Source organism: Curtobacterium sp. MCSS17_007 (assembly GCF_003234175.2).
GTDB lineage: Bacteria > Actinomycetota > Actinomycetes > Actinomycetales > Microbacteriaceae > Curtobacterium.
In genome coordinates this window covers 2,309,446-2,324,648 of the sequence record NZ_CP126257.1, presented here as the reverse complement: position 1 = coordinate 2,324,648, position 15,203 = coordinate 2,309,446, and the positions used below count along the sequence as shown (strand labels likewise).

The following is a 15,203-nucleotide window of genomic DNA, read 5'->3' as shown; positions in this document are numbered from 1 at the left end:
GCCGTGGCACGTACGAAGAACACGACCCCGGCACGCGGACGCAGCGGCAACCCGGCGAAGGCCGCTGCACCCCAGCGCACGAAGCAGCGGGCGACGGCTCGCGACTGGATCGGCGGAGCCCGGCTCCGCACCCTCACGCTCGGCGTCGTCCCGGTCGTGCTCGGGACCGGGGTGGCGTTCGTCGACTCCGGCGAACCGGGCGACTTCGGGAGCTACCTCGGCCGTGACCACCACCTGGCGGTCGCGCTCCTCGCCCTCGCGGTCGCGCTGTTCCTGCAGATCGGCGTGAACTACAGCAACGACTACTCGGACGGCGTCCGGGGCACCGACGAGTTCCGCGTCGGCCCGGCCCGGCTCACGGGTGCGGGGCTCGCGAAGCCGCGCACCGTGCTCACCGTCGCGCTGACGTTCTTCGGGCTCGCGGCCGTCGCCGGGCTGGTCATCGTGCTGCTCACCGGGCTGTGGTGGCTGCTGCTCGTCGGGGCGGCAGCGATCGTCGCCGCCTGGTTCTACACCGGCGGGAAGAAGCCCTACGGCTACAACGCGCTCGGCGAGGTCTTCGTCTTCGTGTTCTTCGGCCTGGTCGCCGTGCTCGGGACCCAGTACGTGCAGATCCGCGAGGTGACGGCGAGCGGCTGGGCAGCAGCGGTCGCGGCCGGCTTCTTCGCCTGCGCCGTCCTCATGGTGAACAACATCCGCGACGTCGACGAGGACCGACAGGCGGGCAAGCGGACCCTGGCGGTCGTCGTCGGACGTCCCGTGGCCCGCGTGCTGTTCGGCCTGTTCCTGATGCTGCCGTACGTCGTGCTGCTCTGGTTCGTGCTGCTCTACTTCCGCACCGGCTTCGCGTACTTCTCGCTGTTGCTCGCGCTGCCGGCGCTCGCGATCGGTGTGTCCTCACGGAAGCCCCGCGAGCTCGTCACCGCGCTGCAGCTGTCGTCGTTCGCCTCGCTCGCCTACGGCGTGGTGCTCGGCCTGACCCTGGTCCTCCTGCCGTAGGAGCGGCGGCGACCAGCGGACGTCCGACGTCCGACCGGGACTACTCCTCGTCGCGCTCCCGACGGGCGCGGTGCCGGTCGGCATCGCTGCGCGCGGCGTCGGTGCCCGCGACGTCGGTGCCCGCTGCGTCGGAGCCCGCGGCTCCCGACCCTGCCGCCTCGGTGTCCGCGGCGTCGACGAAGTCGTCCTCGAAGTCCGAGTCCGCGTCACGCTCGGGACGACCGCGACGCGACGCGATGGTGGACGTCACCTGCCCGCGCAGGCCGGGCAGCGCGATGTAGGACACGAGCAGGCCGATGAGGGCGGCGCCGATCGCCGCCCAGTACCAGCGCAGTCCGATGACGAGCAGGACGGCCAGCGCCGCGGCGAAGATGCCGAGTCGGGCAAGGGTGTAGACGAGCCACGCTTTCACCCGACGATTCTACGGAACACCGCCGTGGTGTCGGCTGACGGGCAGGTCGGTCCCAGGAGTGCTGCCTAGACTCCGGGGATGGTCCGTCTGTGGTTGATCGTCGCCGTCGCCGCCGTGGCCTTCACGGTCTACGCGGTCATCGACTGCGCGACCATGCCGCGCCAGCGGATCCGGTCCCTGCGCCGCGGGTGGTGGATCCTCCTCGTGGTCGTCCTGCCCGTCCTCGGCGGGGCGCTCTGGTTCCTGCTCGGTCGGGCCCCCGCGACCCCCGGACCGACGCCCCGGTACCGTGGACCCGAAGACGACCCGGACTTCCTCGGCGGCCCCCGTGCCGCCGGGTCACCCCGCACCGGAACGGACCAGGACGACGCAACCCTCCGAGACCTCGAAGACCAGTTCCGAGACGAACGAGACGACGACAGCCGCCCCGATCGCTGACGGTCCCACCGGATCCGGCAGCCCCGCGACCGACTTCGCGCTCGCGCTCCTGCGCGAACTCGCGCGGGCGGGGGTGACCGACGTGGTGGTGAGCCCCGGCTCCCGCTCGCAGGCGCTCGCACTCGCGGCGGTCGCCCTCGAACGAGCGGGCGGTGTCACCGTGCACGTGCGGCTCGACGAGCGGACGGCCGGGTTCTTCGCCCTCGGCCTGGCGGTCGAGTCCGGTCGACCCGCAGCGGTCGTCACGACGTCGGGCACCGCTGTCGCGAACCTGCACCCGGCCGTGCTCGAGGCACACCACTCCGGCGTGCCGGTGATCGTCCTCAGCGCGGACCGTCCGGAGGAGCTCCGGGGGATCGGCAGCAACCAGACGACCGTGCAGCCCGGGCTCTTCGGACCGGCGGTCGCCTTCGTCCGCGACGTGCAGGCCCCGACCTCGGCAGGGGTCGACGTCGACGCCGTCCGTTCGCTCGCGCGCGAGGCGGTCGCCGTCGCAGCCGGGCACACCGGACAGCCCGGTCCGGTGCAGCTGGACGTCGCGTTCCGCGAACCGCTCTCCGCCGGCCTCCGCGCCGAGGACGTGCCGGGGGTGCCGGACGACGAGGTGGACCTCGAGCACGCCCGGCGCCGCGTGCACACCGGGCTGCCGGTGGCCGAACTCGCCCCCGACGACGAACCCGCGACGGTCGTCATCGCCGGGCACGACGCGGGCGCGGACGCGGAGCGCATCGCCTGGGAGCTCGGCGCGCCACTGCTGGCCGAGGTCTCCAGCGGTGCGCGCTTCGGCCGCAACCTCGTCGTCGCCTACCGCGAGCTGCTCCGCGACCCGGAGCTCGGCGGCGCCGTCCGCCGGGCCGTCGTGCTCGGACACCCGACCCTCAGCCGCGAGGTCCCCGCGCTCCTGCAGCGGGCCGGCGTGGAGACCGTCGTGGTCCGCGGTGCGGGAGCCGACCCGTACGACCCCGCCCGTGCCTCCCGTCCGGACGCAGCCACCGCCTTCGTGTCGGACGTCCGCGCGACGGGCCGCACCACCCCGGCACACCGCGCGTGGGTCGGCCGTTGGGTGACCACGAGCCGCGCGCTCCTCGGCGACGGCGACGCCGGGCCGGACCTCGACGCCAAGCGTTCGGGGGACCGAGCCGAGCGCAACCGCTACCTGCGCGACGAGGTGGCGCTCCGACGCCGACCGGTCGACCGCACCATGCTCGTCGACGCGGTGTGGGGCGCGACCTGGCCGCACGACCGACTCGTGCTCGGCGCGTCCCAGCTCATCCGCGTCGCCGACGCGCACGTGCCGGGCAAGAAGCTCCGGGTGCACGCGAACCGCGGGCTCGCGGGGATCGACGGGACCGTCTCGACGGCGCTCGGCATCGCGGCGGCCCTCGAGCGCACGGCGGACTCGGTCGGCACGACGCGGGTGCTCGTCGGGGACCTCACGTTCCTGCACGACATCGGCGCGCTCGTCACGGGCACCGAGGAGCCGACGCACCGTGTGCAGGTCGTCGTGGGCAACGACGTCGGCGGGGCGATCTTCCGCGGTCTCGAGGTCGCGGCGACCACACCGGACGCGGACATGCGGCGGATGATGACGACACCGCAGCACGTCGACGTCGAGCGGGTCGTCACGGGGCTCGGCTGGGAGTACCGGCGCGCAGCGACCTGGGGCGACCTGGAGGCCGTCCTCACCGACCCGGCGCAGCGTCTCGTCGTCGAGGTGCCGCTGGCCGACTGACCGGAGCGGGTGCCCGTCGTGGGCACCCGTCGGGCGGGAGGCGCGAGGCGGGGCCGTCCCGCGCCTCCCGACCGTGTCAGGCCAGGGCGTCGCGGACGGGTCGGAACTTCAGGGCCGTCTCGGCGACCTCGCGCGCCGGGTCGGACCCGGCCACGATGCCGGCGCCCGCCCAGGCGCGGACGGTGCCGTCCGGGTCGATCCGGGCGCTCCGCAGCGCGAGCATCCACTCGCCGTCCCCGTTCGCGCCGAGCCACCCGACGGGACCGGCGTACCGCCCGCGGTCGACGCCCTCGAGCTCGGCGACGAGCCGCACCGCGACGTCGGTCGGCGTGCCGGCGACCGCAGCCGTCGGGTGCAGTGCGTCCGCGACGTCGAGGGAGGTCGTGCCGACCGGCAGGGTCGCGCGGACGTCGGTGGCGAGGTGCCAGAGGTTGGGCAACTGCAGGCGGAAGGGTTCGGGGTCGGCGCGCAGGTCGCTCGCGATCGGGCGGAGCGCCGCGAGCAGGCTCGCGATCGCGAAGCCGTGCTCCTCGACGTCCTTCGCGCTCGACGCCAGGGCCTCGGCGGCGGCACGGTCGGACACGGGGTCGGTGCCCCGCGCGGCACTGCCCGCGAGCACCCGGGCGGAGAGCTCGGTGCCGTCGGTGCGCGCGAGCGTCTCCGGTGTCGCACCGACCAGGCCGTCGACGGCGAAGGTGACGCACTGCGGGTACGCGGCGGCGAGGTCGAGCAGCACGGCGCGCCGGTCAGCACCGGGCGGGAGCGTGCCGACCAGGTCACGGGCGAGCACGACCTTCTCGGCGTCCCCCGCAGTGATCCGGCGCACGGCGTCCGCGACGGCCGCGGCGTAGGCCTGTTCGTCGATCTGCCCAGGGCCGAGGGGGACGGAGACGTGACCACCCACGGCCGGGACGGGGACCGAGGTCCGCGAGAACCCGAGCGGCGCCGGGTCCGGCGTCGTGTCCACCGCGGTCAACCACGCCTTGCCGCGCCGCTTGCCGATCACCACACGCGGGACGATCAGCACGCTCTCCTCTGCGGAGTCGTCGGCGAACGCGAACGAGCCGAAGGCGACCAGGCCCGTGCCCCGCAGCTGCACCGGGTCGTCCACCGTTGCGGCGCCGACCAGGTCGCGCCACACCGAGGACGCCTGCCGCATCCGGTCGGGGCCGGAGAACGAGAAGCGCACGGCTTCTCCGATGCCGACGATCCCGTCACCGTTCCGCACGAACGCCAGCGGTGCGTCCCGGAGCGTGTGCCGGAGGACGTCCCCCGGGTCGTCGAGGATCCTCGTCGAGACCGTGAGCGAGGGCGCCGCCGTGGTGGTTCGGGTCACGGACTGATCGTACGCGCGCAGCCGGTCCGCGGACCTCCGCCGGGCGTCCGGGCAGCTGCGAGCCGTGCCCTCTAGGATGGTGCGGTGAGCAGAGCGGACCTGAGCAAGCGGCCGGACGAGGTGGCGGCCATGTTCGACGACGTCGCCGCGAAGTACGACCTCACGAACGACATCCTCTCGGCGGGCAACGCCCCGCTGTGGCGCGTCGCGACGGTCCGTGCGGTCGACCCCCAGCCGGGTGAGAAGGTGCTGGACATCGCCGCCGGTACGGGCACCAGCGCGGCAGCGCTGGCGAAGAAGGGCGCGGACGTCACGGCCCTCGACCTGTCCGCCGGCATGATCGCCGTCGGCCGCGAGCGGCACCCCGAGATCTCGTTCGTCGAGGGCGACGCGGAGCACCTGCCGTTCGACGACGACACGTTCGACGCGGTCACGATCTCGTTCGGGCTGCGCAACGTCAACGACCCGATGCAGGCGATCACCGAGATGCTGCGGGTGCTCAAGCCCGGTGGTCGCGTGGTCATCTGCGAGTTCTCGACGCCGCCGATGGCACTCCTGCGCTTCGGCTACGGCGCGTACCTCAAGCGCGTGCTCCCGGGCATCGCGCGCCTGTCGAGCAGCAACCCCGCCGCCTACCGGTACCTGGCCGAGTCGATCGAGGCGTGGCCGGACCAGCAGGTCCTCAGCCAGTGGCTCCGTGGCGTCGGCTTCACCATGGTCGCCCACCGCAACCTGACCGCCGGCATCGTCGCGCTGCACCGCGGCCGGAAGCCCGTCGCCGGCACCGTCCGCGAGTCCGTCGCCCGTCGGGCGAAGGCGCGCCGTCAGCACCAGCACACCGGCGAGCAGCCGAGCGTCGACCCCTCCGACGCCTGACCGGTCCCCGGACCCCGAACACGGAGCAGCACTTGAACCCGAGCGTCCCGGTCGCACGTCGCGCACCGAGCCTCCGCGCCTCGTTGGGCATCGGCGAGCGACTGTTCGCCACGCCGTCCGAGCGACGCTTCATCACCGCGGTCGACGACGGGCTCGAGCTCGTCGAGCAGGGGCTCGAAGAAGCCATGCGCTCCACCGACACCCTCGCGGACACGACGAGCAGGTACCTGCTCGCAGCGGGTGGGAAGCGCATCCGCCCGACGCTGACCCTGCTCATCGCGCAGCTGGGCCAGGGGGTGACCGACGCGGTCGTCAAGGCCGCGGTGAGCATCGAGACGACCCACCTGGCGTCGCTCTACCACGACGACGTCATGGACGAGGCGCCCGTGCGTCGCGGAGTGCCCGCCGCGCACGTGACCTACGGCAACAACGTCGCCATCCTCACCGGCGACCTGCTGTTCGCCCGGGCCAGCCTCATCACCGCGGACCTCGGCACCGAGGGCATCCGCATGCAGGCCGAGACCTTCCAGCGGCTGTGCATGGGGCAGCTGCACGAGACGACGGGCCCCCAGCCCGACGACGACCCCGTCGAGCACTACATCCAGGTGCTCAGCGACAAGACCGGGTCGCTCATCGCCACCGCGGCGCGCGCCGGGGTCATGTTCTCCGGAGCGGACCGGGCCTACCTGGACGCCGTCGGCACCTTCGGCGAGAAGGTCGGCGTCGCCTTCCAGCTCGTCGACGACGTGATCGACCTCGCGCCGGCGAAGGACCGAACCGGCAAGATCGCCGGCAACGACCTGCGCGCGGGCGTCGACACGCTCCCGCTCCTGCAGCTCCGCCGCCTGGCTGCCGGCGACGAGGGCGCCGCGGCGCTGCTCGACCGCATCGAGCTCGACGTGAAGGGCGCCCCGGACGACGCCGTCGACTCGGCTCCGTACCAGTCAGCCGTCGCCGCGCTGCGCGAGCACGAGGCGACGACCGCCACCCGCGCCGTCGCCGTCCGGTGGGCCGAGGAAGCGGTCGCCGCGCTGGAACCGCTGCCCGACGGCACCGTCAAGCGGGCACTGACCCGCTTCGCCGAGTCCGTCGTCGAGCGCAGCCGCTGACCCGGGGGTCCACCGCCACCGACCGGGAGCACCCCGCCCGAACGAACTGGAGACATCAGTGCCCACCCTCCGACTCGCCATCGTCGGCGCCGGCCCCGCCGGCATCTACGCCGCCGACATCCTGCTGCGCGAGGCCCACGGCTACGACGTGTCGATCGACCTCTTCGAGCAGCTGCCCGCACCGTACGGCCTGGTCCGGTACGGCGTCGCCCCGGACCACCCCCGCATCAAGGGCATCGTGAACGCGCTGCGTGACGTGCTCGACCGGGGTGTGGTGCGCCTGTTCGGCAACGTGCGCTTCGGCGAGGACATCACGCTCGACGACCTCAAGCAGCACTACAACGCCGTGCTGTTCTCCACGGGAGCGATCAAGGACGCCGACCTCGACATCCCGGGCATCGACCTCGACGGCTCGTACGGCGCGGCGGACTTCGTCAGCTGGTTCGACGGCCACCCCGACGTCCCGCGCACGTGGCCGCTCACGGCGTCGAGCGTTGCGGTGATCGGCAACGGCAACGTCGCCCTCGACGTCTCGCGCATCCTGGCGAAGCACGCGGACGACCTGCTGCCGACGGAGATCCCGGCGAACGTGTACGAGGGGCTCAAGGCCTCCCCGGTCACGGACGTCCACGTCTTCGGACGTCGCGGCCCCGCGCAGGTGAAGTTCACGCCGCTGGAGCTCCGCGAGCTCGGCGAGCTCCGCGACGTCGACATGGTGGTGTACGACGAGGACTTCGACCACGACGAAGCCTCGCGCACCGCGATCCAGACGAACAAGCAGGTCATGGTGATGAACCGCGTCCTCGAGCAGTGGCGGACGCGCGAGGTCGGGACGGCAAGCCGTCGTCTCCACCTCCACTTCTACGCGAAGCCCGTCGAGCTGGTCGGCTCGGACGGCCACGTCACCGCCCTGCGGTACGAGCGGACCCGGCCGAACGGCGAGGGCGGGGTCGAGGGGACCGGGGAGTTCCGCGAGGTCCCGGTGCAGGCCGTCTACCGCGCCGTCGGCTACTTCGGCTCGCCGCTGCCCGGCGTGCCCTTCGACGAGCGCACCGGGGTCATCCCGAACCGCGAGGGCCAGGTGCTCGACGAGGACGGCACGCCGCTCCCCGGCGTCTACGCCACCGGGTGGATCAAGCGCGGACCCGTCGGTCTCATCGGCCACACGAAGTCCGACGCGATGGAGACCGTCCAGCACATCGTGAACGACCAGGCGTTCTGGTGGACCCCGGCGGACCCCTCGCCGGAGGCGGTGCCGGCACTGCTCCGCGAGCGGGGCGTGGACTACACCGACCTCGACGGTTGGCACGCCCTCGACGAGCACGAGCAGGCCCTCGGCGCCGTGGAGGGCCGCGAACGCATCAAGGTCGTGCCACGCGACGAGATGGTCGACGTCTCGCTGCGCCGCGCCGGCTCCGCCGCGGGTTGAGCACGCAGCGATGACCGCCGCACACCCCGCGCCGCCCGCCGCGATGCGGGGTGTGCTCGTTCCTCCGGGTCGACTGCAGGGGGTCGACGTCGCCCGGGCAGTCGCACTGCTCGGCATGATGGCCGCGCACATCGGCGGTATCGCCGACGAGTTCGACTGGGGCGACCCGACCACCTGGTCCGCGGTTGCGCACGGGCGCCCGTCGACGCTGTTCGCCGTGCTCGCGGGTGTCTCCATCGGCCTGACGAGCGGGCGGACCGCTCCGCCGGGGCCGCCGGTGATCGGTCGGGTGCGCGCACGGCTCGCGGTGCGCGCGGTCGCCGTCGTCGCCATCGGTCTCGCGCTCATGGCACTCGACACCCCGGTCTACGTCATCCTCCCGACGTACGGGGCGCTCTTCCTGCTCGTCCTGCCCGTCCTGCGACTGCGTCCGGTGTGGCTGCTCGTGATCGCGGCGGTGTGCGCGCTCCTGTCGCCGGTCGTCGCGCTCGCCTCGGTACCGCTGTACGCGGGCGCCGGCATGTGGGAGGTGCAGCTCGGACTCGTCTACCCCGTGGTCACCTTCCTGGCGTACGTCCTGGTCGGTCTCGCGGTCGCCAGGACCGGACTGGGGCCGGGCCGCCGGTACCCGGGCGCGCCAGCGGCGTCCGGGCCGAGCCGGTGGGAGGAGGGGCGGGGCACGCAGGTCGCGCTCCTCGCGTCCGGCGTGCTGGTCGCCCTCGCCGCGTACGCGATCGGGAACGTCCTGGCACCGGTCCCGGCCGACGCCGAGCTGGCGGCGTTCCCCGGGGTTCCTTGGGCGCCGGACGGCAGCGGGGGAGCGGCGGCGCTCGCGCAGCTGCTGCTGTCCCCGCGCGACCACTCGTCGTCGGTCGTCGACGTCGTCGGGACCGCCGGGGTCGCGGTGGCCGTGATCGCCCTCTGCACCCTGGTGTTCGACGGTCGTGGCCGGACGGTCGCGAGGTCCGCCTTCCCACTCGCCGCCGTGGGGTCGATGCCGTTGACGGTCTACGCGGGCCACCTCGTGGTGATCGCCCTGCTGCCGGAGTACCCGGAGTCGGGCGCCGCGTGGGCGTGGTTCGCCATCGGGTCGGTGCTCTTCGCGATGGTGTGGCGCACGTTCCTCGGGAGCGGGCCGCTCGAGCGTCTGGTCGCCCGGCTCACCGGGCTGGTGCCGGCCGCTCGGTGACTGACCGGCACCGCGGACGACCGAGCCCGCAGGAGGAGCCGTGCCGGGCCTCCCGGCCGGTGTTCCCTACTGCAGGGCGGCGGTGAGGCGCGCGACGTTGTCGAGGACCTGCGACCGCCGCGGCCGTTCGAGCCAGGCGTCGAGCGTGAGCTCGAAGGACGCGTCCTTGTAGGCCGCCTGCACGTCTCGCAGCGCGTCGACGAACCGCTTGCCGCGGACCATGACGGAGACCTCGAGGTTCAGGCTGAAGGACCGCATGTCCATGTTGCTCGACCCGATCACCGAGACGTCGTCGTCGATCGTGAAGTGCTTGGCGTGCAGGATCGTCGGAGCCCGGTACAGCCAGATCTTCACGCCGGCGCGGAGGAGCTCCTCGTAGTAGGAGCGTTGTGCGTGCCACGTCATCGCGTGGTCGCCCATCTCGCCGACGAACAGCTCGACCGCGACACCGCGCTGCGCGGTCGTGGTGATCGCGTAGAGCATGGAGTCGTCGGGCACGAAGTACGGCGAGGTGATCGAGACCTTCTCCTGCGCGGCGTAGAGGAGCGCGTTGAACAGGCGCAGGTTGTTCTCGCCGTCGAAGCCCGGACCGGACGGCACGACCTGGCAGTCGAGCGCGTCGCCGCGGTCGGCGCGGTGGACCGGGTCGCTCTCACGGAGCAGCAGCTCGTCGGTCTCGCTGTACCAGTCGGTCACGAACAGGGCGTTGAGGCCGGCGACGACCGGTCCCTCGAACCGGGCGAACAGGTCCTTGTAGACCATGCCCTTCTCGATGTGCGCCTTCAGGTCGTACGACGGGTCGATCAGGTTCTGCGAGCCGGTGAAGGCGACCGACCCGTCGATCACCATGATCTTCCGGTGGTTGCGCAGGTCCGGGCGCTGGAACTTCCCCTGCAGCGGCTGCAGCGGCAGCATGAGGTGCCACTCGATGTTCGCCCGGTCGAGGAACGCGAGCGTGTCCTTGTAGCCCGGGTACCCGCGGCTCGCCCAGTGGTCGAGCAGGAACCGGACCGTGACACCGCGGGCCTGGGCCCGGGCGAGCGCCTCGAAGTACGGCCGCGTGGTGTCGTCGAGGGTCGCGATGTAGAACTCGACGTGCACGAAGCGCCGCGCCCGGTCGATCTCGCGGGTCATCTCCCGCACCGACTCGTACGAGTCGGGGTAGAGCTCGGCGGAGTTGCCGCCGACGAGGGGCATCGCGCCCAGCTCGCGGTTGAGCGTCGTCACGCTCTCGAGCCACGGCGGCCACGGGTGGTCGCGCCGCACGCGTTCGATGCCCTCGGTCTGCTCGAGGATGTACGCGTTGATCTCGGTCTGCTTCTCGCGCCGCGACCTCGGCAGCTTCGTCGACCCGATGACCAGGAAGACGACGAACCCGATGTACGGGATGAGGAAGATCGCGAGCAGCCAGGCGGTCGCGGTCTGCGGCTTCCGGTTGTACGGGACGTAGATGATCGAGAAGACACGGATCGCCAGGTCCAGCAGGACCAGGAGAACGGTGATCGCGACGCCGAGCCAGTGCTCCACGACGTGCGGCGCTAGCGGAAGTTGATGAACTGCAACGGCACGTCGAACTCTTCACCCTTGAGGAGCTGGATCGTGTTCTGCAGGTCGTCACGGCTCTTCGACGAGACCCGGAGCTCGTCGCCCTGGATCTGGCTCTTGACGCTCTTGGGCGCGTTCGCGCGCAGGAAGGCGCCGATCTTCTTCGCGACGTCCTGCTCGATGCCGTTCTTGAACTTCACCTCGATGCGGTACTCCTTGCCCGAGGGGTAGGGGTCGCCGGCGTCGAGGCTCTTCAGGGAGATGTTCCGCTTGATCGCCTTGCTCTGCAGCACGTCGAGGACGGCCTTCGCGCGCTCCTCGGAGTTCGCCTTGATGAGCACGTCCTCGCCGCTGAAGGCGATGGACGCGTCGGCGCCCTTGAAGTCGTACCGCTGCTCGATCTCCTTGGCCGCCTGGTTGAGGGCGTTCTCCGCCTCCATCTTGTCGACCTTGCTGACCACGTCGAAGGAACTGTCTGCCATGCGGGACAGCCTAACGGCGCACGGCGGGCCCGGTTCGGCCCGCAGCTCGGCGGGGGATGCACGCACGGACGAGCGTGCGTGTGGAGGAACGTGCGGTCGCAGCGTGGTCACGAGCACCCTCCGAGATCCGCTATGCTCTTCAGCGCGCCTTCGGTTGGTGACAACACCGGCCGGGTGCGCACATGGCGAGTTACCCAAGCGGCCAAAGGGATCTGACTGTAAATCAGCCGGCGTAGCCTTCGGGGGTTCGAATCCCTCACTCGCCACGGTTCTCGGAACAGCCCCGTCCCTCCCGGACGGGGCTGTTCGCGTTCCGGGCTGTTCTCGGTCCGAGCCGGCCTCGGTGCGCGCCGTCACTGTGCGGCTGAGCGCGCACGTCGGGCAGGCTGGGGTCATGCCCGAGACGCTCACGCCCGCCCAGTTCGCCGACCTCGCCGAGTCCGTCGCCCGCGAGGCCGCGGCCCTCGCTGCCCGCCGTCGCGCGGAGGGGGTCGAGGTGGCCGACCGGAAGTCGAGCATCGTCGACGTCGTCACCGCGGCCGATCGGGAGGTCGAGGACCTCATCCGCACGCGCATCGCCCAGGCGCGCCCGGACGACGCGTTCCACGGCGAGGAGTCCGGGTCGGACGCCGGTTCGACGGGCGTCACCTGGGTCGTCGACCCGATCGACGGCACCGTCAACTACCTGTACGGCAGCGAGCAGTACGGCGTGAGCATCGGCGTCGTCCGGGGGAGTGCGGATCCCGTGACCTGGCAGGCGATCGCCGGCGTGGTCGTCGCACCCGCCACCGGCACCGTCTGGCGGGCCGTGTCGGGCGAGGGAGCGACGCGGGACGGAGTGCCGCTGGGGGTCGCCGCGCCGGCCTCGCTCGGCGAGGCGCTCGTCGCCACCGGGTTCGGCTACACCGCCGACCGCCGCCGGGAGCAGGTCGCGGTGCTGGCCGGCCTGATCGGCGAGGTGCGGGACGTGCGCCGGGCCGGAGCGGCATCGCTCGACTGCTGTGCCGTGGGTGCCGGGACGGTGGACGCGTACTACGAGCGCGGGATCAACCCGTGGGACATGGCGGCAGGGGCGGTCATCGCCGCGGAGGCCGGGGCGACCGTCCGCATCTGGGAGGCCGGCGGCACCCGCTCCTTCCTCTTCGCCGCACCCGCCGTGGCCGACGAGCTCGAGTCGCTCGTGCGTCGGCTCGAGGACGACGTGCTCGGCGCCTGACCGTCCGCTGCGCGGTGCACGGACGACGCGCCACGTGCCTCCCGGCGTCGGTGCACGGTCGTGCACCCGACTGGCGACGAGCCACGCCCCCTGCTAGCGTGCTGCAGTCCCGTTACCTGCTCGTTACCAACGAGCGCCCCGCGCCCCGATCAGGATCAGCTCCGAACACATGCCCCACGCCTCCCGGACGACCACGCAGACGCCCTCCCGCACCGACCCCGCGACCGCTCACGAGCCGGTCGTGCACCTGACCCGACGCGCCCGCATCGAGGCAGAGCGTCGGGCGGCAGCGACGCAGTCGTCCACCGTGGCAGGACTGTCCGACTCCCGGGAGCCAGGACTCGCGTCGCCCTCGTTCGACGATCTCGTCGCACCGTCGACGCCCGCGGCCCCCGTCTCGCCGATCGACCTCGCTCCGGTCTCCCCGGCCATGCCGGCTCCGTCGGCCGGGGCCGTGACGCCGCCCGCTCCTGCGTCCCCGGACGTCGCGCCCGTCGTCGACGCGACCCCCGCACCGACGCCCTCGACTGCCGTTCCCCGCCGGGTGCTCGGGCAGGTCCCGCCCGCGCGTCGGACCGGCCGCGTCACCCCCGCGGTGCACGTCGACCGCGCCACCCGCCACATTGCCGCCGTCCCGACGACCCCTGCCGCCGGGCGCGAGCAGGCCGTTCGCGGCAGCGCGTTCCGACGAGCCGCCTCCCGGGTGACCGCCGTGGGCGCCCTCCTCTTCGCCGCCGGCCTCGTCGTGTCGACGTCGCTCCCGGCGCAGGCGCTCTGGGTCCCGACGGCCGACTCGACCACGGCCCGCACGACCGCCGCCGGAGCCGCGCAGTCGCTCAGCGTCGGTGCGGCGGCCGGTGATGCCGAGACCGCGCGTGACCAGTACTCGGTGACGTCGGCGACGCAGTACAAGAACGTCGATGCGTCGTCGTTCTCGAACGACCCGAACGGTTCGATCCAGTGGCCGTTCCTCACCGGCGTGCCGATCACCTCGGGCTTCGGCGGCCGACAGGTCGCGGGCTGCTCGTTCTGCTCGACGAGCCACATGGGTGTCGACTTCGCTCCGGGCGAGGGCACACCGATCCGTTCCGTCGCGGCCGGCACGGTGATCAAGGTCCAGGCGCATGACGGCGGCTTCGGCAACGACGTGTGGGTGCAGCACGACGTCGACGGCAAGCAGTTCACCAGCGTCTACGGCCACATGAAGGACGGCACCTTCAAGGTCGTCAAGGGCCAGCAGGTCGCCGTCGGGGACGAGCTCGGCGAGGTCGGGTCGACCGGCAACTCGACGGGCCCGCACCTGCACCTGGAGATCCACGTCGACGGTGTCCCGGTGGACCCGCTGACCTGGCTGCGAGCCAACGCGAACTAGCGGGGGAGCGGCGGCACGCCCGGGCGTCACGTCCGGTTCCTGACCACCGTCGCGCGTCTGCTATTCTCGTGTGGTGCCGCCGAGCGGCACTCGCCCCGATAGCTCAGTGGTAGAGCACTTCCATGGTAAGGAAGGGGTCGTCAGTTCAATCCTGACTCGGGGCTCCGACCCGGAGCTGTTCTCGCTCCGGATCTCTGGCGGGGTAGCTCAGTTGGTTAGAGCACACGACTCATAATCGTGGGGTCACGGGTTCAAGTCCCGTCCTCGCTACCACAGGCCCGGCGGCCAGTTCGCCGGGCTTTCGTCGTTCCCGGGCTCCGCCGCGCGTCCGGTCCGACGGTTCTTTCCCATGACGAGTGCTGTGTCTGGTGGGATCGGGCATGCCTGGTGGTTCCGCTCGACCAGGTACGCCCGTTCACACCCGGTACGCCCGTTCTGCCGGGGGGCACCGGCAGCGCGCGCCGCAGCACGACACCGGCAGCGCGCGCCGGCAGCACGACACCGCAGCGCATCGGCAGCGCTCGAGCCACAGCGCGACGCCCGCGGCGCCGCCCTCGCCCCGACGGCCGACCGGACCGACGCCTCAGCGCGGGGGAGCGGTGAGCACGCCCGCTGCGCGGAGCGCCCGCTCGAGCGTCGCCTCGACCTGCCGCCACGCGCTCCGCCGCCTACCGGCACCGATGCTCCCGCCGGACACCGCCACGCCGTGCTGGGCATGCCGCAGCGTGATGGTGGTGGACGTGCCCGTGACCGTCGTCGAGACCTCGTAGCGCCGGAACTCGCGCGACGGGTGCACCAGTGCCCCGAGCAGGATCGTCAACAACCGGTTGCCGGTCGTCGCGGTGATCGTCCCACCCGTGGACTCCACCCGGTGCCCGGTCTCCCGGAGTGCTGCTCCGGCGACCTCCATGGCGGTGCACCGGTCTCCCGTGTGCACCGCGTACTCCGTCGTGTGCTCCATGCGTCCCTCCCCGAACCCGGAGTCGTCCCCGCTGCGTCCCCCCGGACGCCGTGCGGTGATCATAGCCGATGCAAGCTCATGAACAGGGGGCGTGTCGCGGGTGCTCG

The 15,203-nt window shown here is 72.4% G+C and carries 14 protein-coding genes and 3 tRNA genes; 12 read left to right on the top strand and 5 right to left on the bottom strand.

Annotation, left to right across the window (positions count from 1 at the left end; genetic code table 11):
• Positions 1-3 precede the first annotated feature (3 nt).
• Positions 4-999 (top strand): 1,4-dihydroxy-2-naphthoate polyprenyltransferase, encoded by a 996-nt coding sequence (locus DEJ22_RS10965; protein ID WP_111227164.1) that lies wholly within the window; start codon positions 4-6, stop codon positions 997-999.
• 40 nt (positions 1,000-1,039) lie between these two features.
• Here DEJ22_RS10965 and DEJ22_RS10960 read toward each other — a convergent pair whose 3' ends face one another.
• Positions 1,040-1,411, bottom strand: a complete 372-nt coding sequence (locus DEJ22_RS10960; protein WP_111227163.1) for a DUF4229 domain-containing protein — start codon at positions 1,409-1,411, stop codon at positions 1,040-1,042.
• A 78-nt stretch (positions 1,412-1,489) separates the two neighbouring features.
• On the opposite strand from DEJ22_RS10960, the gene DEJ22_RS10955 reads away from it, so the two are divergent.
• Both DEJ22_RS10955 and menD read left to right on the top strand, forming a co-directional pair.
• Positions 1,490-1,849: a PLDc N-terminal domain-containing protein gene (locus DEJ22_RS10955; RefSeq protein ID WP_111227162.1), complete on the top strand. Its 360-nt coding sequence runs from the start codon at positions 1,490-1,492 to the stop codon at positions 1,847-1,849.
• Positions 1,842-3,581, top strand: coding sequence for a 2-succinyl-5-enolpyruvyl-6-hydroxy-3-cyclohexene-1-carboxylic-acid synthase (gene menD, locus DEJ22_RS10950; RefSeq protein ID WP_111227250.1), 1,740 nt, complete (start codon positions 1,842-1,844; stop codon positions 3,579-3,581). Before DEJ22_RS10955 ends, menD begins: the two co-directional genes overlap by 8 nt.
• A 76-nt stretch (positions 3,582-3,657) precedes the next feature.
• Here the strand turns inward: menD and DEJ22_RS10945 are convergent, their stop codons facing one another.
• Complete coding sequence (locus DEJ22_RS10945) at positions 3,658-4,917, bottom strand: isochorismate synthase (RefSeq protein ID WP_111227161.1); 1,260 nt, start codon at positions 4,915-4,917, stop codon at positions 3,658-3,660.
• Positions 4,918-5,001: 84 nt separating this feature from the next.
• On the opposite strand from DEJ22_RS10945, the gene DEJ22_RS10940 reads away from it, so the two are divergent.
• Genes DEJ22_RS10940 through DEJ22_RS10925 form a run of 4 tightly spaced genes read left to right on the top strand, consistent with a single transcriptional unit; the run spans position 5,002 to position 9,520 of the window.
• A complete protein-coding gene (locus DEJ22_RS10940) occupies positions 5,002-5,793 on the top strand; it encodes a demethylmenaquinone methyltransferase (protein WP_111227160.1) in 792 nt (263 codons plus the stop codon).
• A 32-nt stretch (positions 5,794-5,825) separates the two neighbouring features.
• Positions 5,826-6,902: a polyprenyl synthetase family protein gene (locus DEJ22_RS10935; RefSeq protein WP_111227159.1), complete on the top strand. Its 1,077-nt coding sequence runs from the start codon at positions 5,826-5,828 to the stop codon at positions 6,900-6,902.
• A 58-nt stretch (positions 6,903-6,960) separates the two neighbouring features.
• Positions 6,961-8,331, top strand: coding sequence for an FAD-dependent oxidoreductase (locus tag DEJ22_RS10930; protein ID WP_111227158.1), 1,371 nt, complete (start codon positions 6,961-6,963; stop codon positions 8,329-8,331).
• 10 nt (positions 8,332-8,341) lie between these two features.
• The gene (locus DEJ22_RS10925; protein ID WP_111227157.1) at positions 8,342-9,520 is read left to right on the top strand and encodes a heparan-alpha-glucosaminide N-acetyltransferase domain-containing protein; all 1,179 of its coding nucleotides are present in this window, start codon (positions 8,342-8,344) and stop codon (positions 9,518-9,520) included.
• Between the two features lie 66 nt (positions 9,521-9,586).
• On the opposite strand, the gene cls is transcribed toward DEJ22_RS10925, so the two are convergent.
• Together cls and DEJ22_RS10915 are read right to left on the bottom strand one after the other, a co-directional pair.
• Positions 9,587-11,047 (bottom strand): cardiolipin synthase, encoded by a 1,461-nt coding sequence (gene cls, locus DEJ22_RS10920; RefSeq protein WP_111227156.1) that lies wholly within the window; start codon positions 11,045-11,047, stop codon positions 9,587-9,589.
• Between the two features lie 11 nt (positions 11,048-11,058).
• Positions 11,059-11,547 (bottom strand): YajQ family cyclic di-GMP-binding protein, encoded by a 489-nt coding sequence (locus DEJ22_RS10915; protein WP_058730193.1) that lies wholly within the window; start codon positions 11,545-11,547, stop codon positions 11,059-11,061.
• 184 nt (positions 11,548-11,731) lie between these two features.
• On the opposite strand from DEJ22_RS10915, the gene DEJ22_RS10910 reads away from it, so the two are divergent.
• From DEJ22_RS10910 to DEJ22_RS10890, 5 genes are all read left to right on the top strand, one after another.
• Positions 11,732-11,813: transfer RNA gene (locus DEJ22_RS10910), tRNA-Tyr, on the top strand.
• Positions 11,814-11,941: 128 nt separating this feature from the next.
• On the top strand, positions 11,942-12,763 hold the full coding sequence (locus tag DEJ22_RS10905) for an inositol monophosphatase family protein (protein WP_111227249.1): 822 nt from the start codon (positions 11,942-11,944) through the stop codon (positions 12,761-12,763).
• A 169-nt stretch (positions 12,764-12,932) separates the two neighbouring features.
• The gene (locus DEJ22_RS10900) at positions 12,933-14,135 is read left to right on the top strand and encodes a M23 family metallopeptidase (protein WP_111227155.1); all 1,203 of its coding nucleotides are present in this window, start codon (positions 12,933-12,935) and stop codon (positions 14,133-14,135) included.
• A gap of 92 nt (positions 14,136-14,227) precedes the next feature.
• Positions 14,228-14,299, top strand: a tRNA-Thr gene (locus DEJ22_RS10895).
• Between the two features lie 32 nt (positions 14,300-14,331).
• Positions 14,332-14,408: transfer RNA gene (locus DEJ22_RS10890), tRNA-Met, on the top strand.
• Between the two features lie 310 nt (positions 14,409-14,718).
• Here the strand turns inward: DEJ22_RS10890 and DEJ22_RS10885 are convergent.
• Entirely contained in the window at positions 14,719-15,096 is a 378-nt protein-coding gene (locus DEJ22_RS10885) for a hypothetical protein (protein ID WP_111227154.1), read from the bottom strand.
• Positions 15,097-15,203 lie beyond the last annotated feature (107 nt).

Excerpts from the sequence above, each read along its gene's own strand:
- DEJ22_RS10955 (WP_111227162.1), top strand. The coding sequence starts at position 1,490 with ATGGTCCGTCTGTGGTTGATCGTCGCCGTCGCCGCCGTGGCCTTCACG.
- DEJ22_RS10925 (WP_111227157.1), top strand. The coding sequence starts at position 8,342 with ATGACCGCCGCACACCCCGCGCCGCCCGCCGCGATGCGGGGTGTGCTC.
- DEJ22_RS10915 (WP_058730193.1), bottom strand. The coding sequence starts at position 11,547 with ATGGCAGACAGTTCCTTCGACGTGGTCAGCAAGGTCGACAAGATGGAG.
- DEJ22_RS10905 (WP_111227249.1), top strand. The coding sequence starts at position 11,942 with ATGCCCGAGACGCTCACGCCCGCCCAGTTCGCCGACCTCGCCGAGTCC.
- DEJ22_RS10900 (WP_111227155.1), top strand. The coding sequence starts at position 12,933 with ATGCCCCACGCCTCCCGGACGACCACGCAGACGCCCTCCCGCACCGAC.
- DEJ22_RS10885 (WP_111227154.1), bottom strand. The coding sequence starts at position 15,096 with ATGGAGCACACGACGGAGTACGCGGTGCACACGGGAGACCGGTGCACC.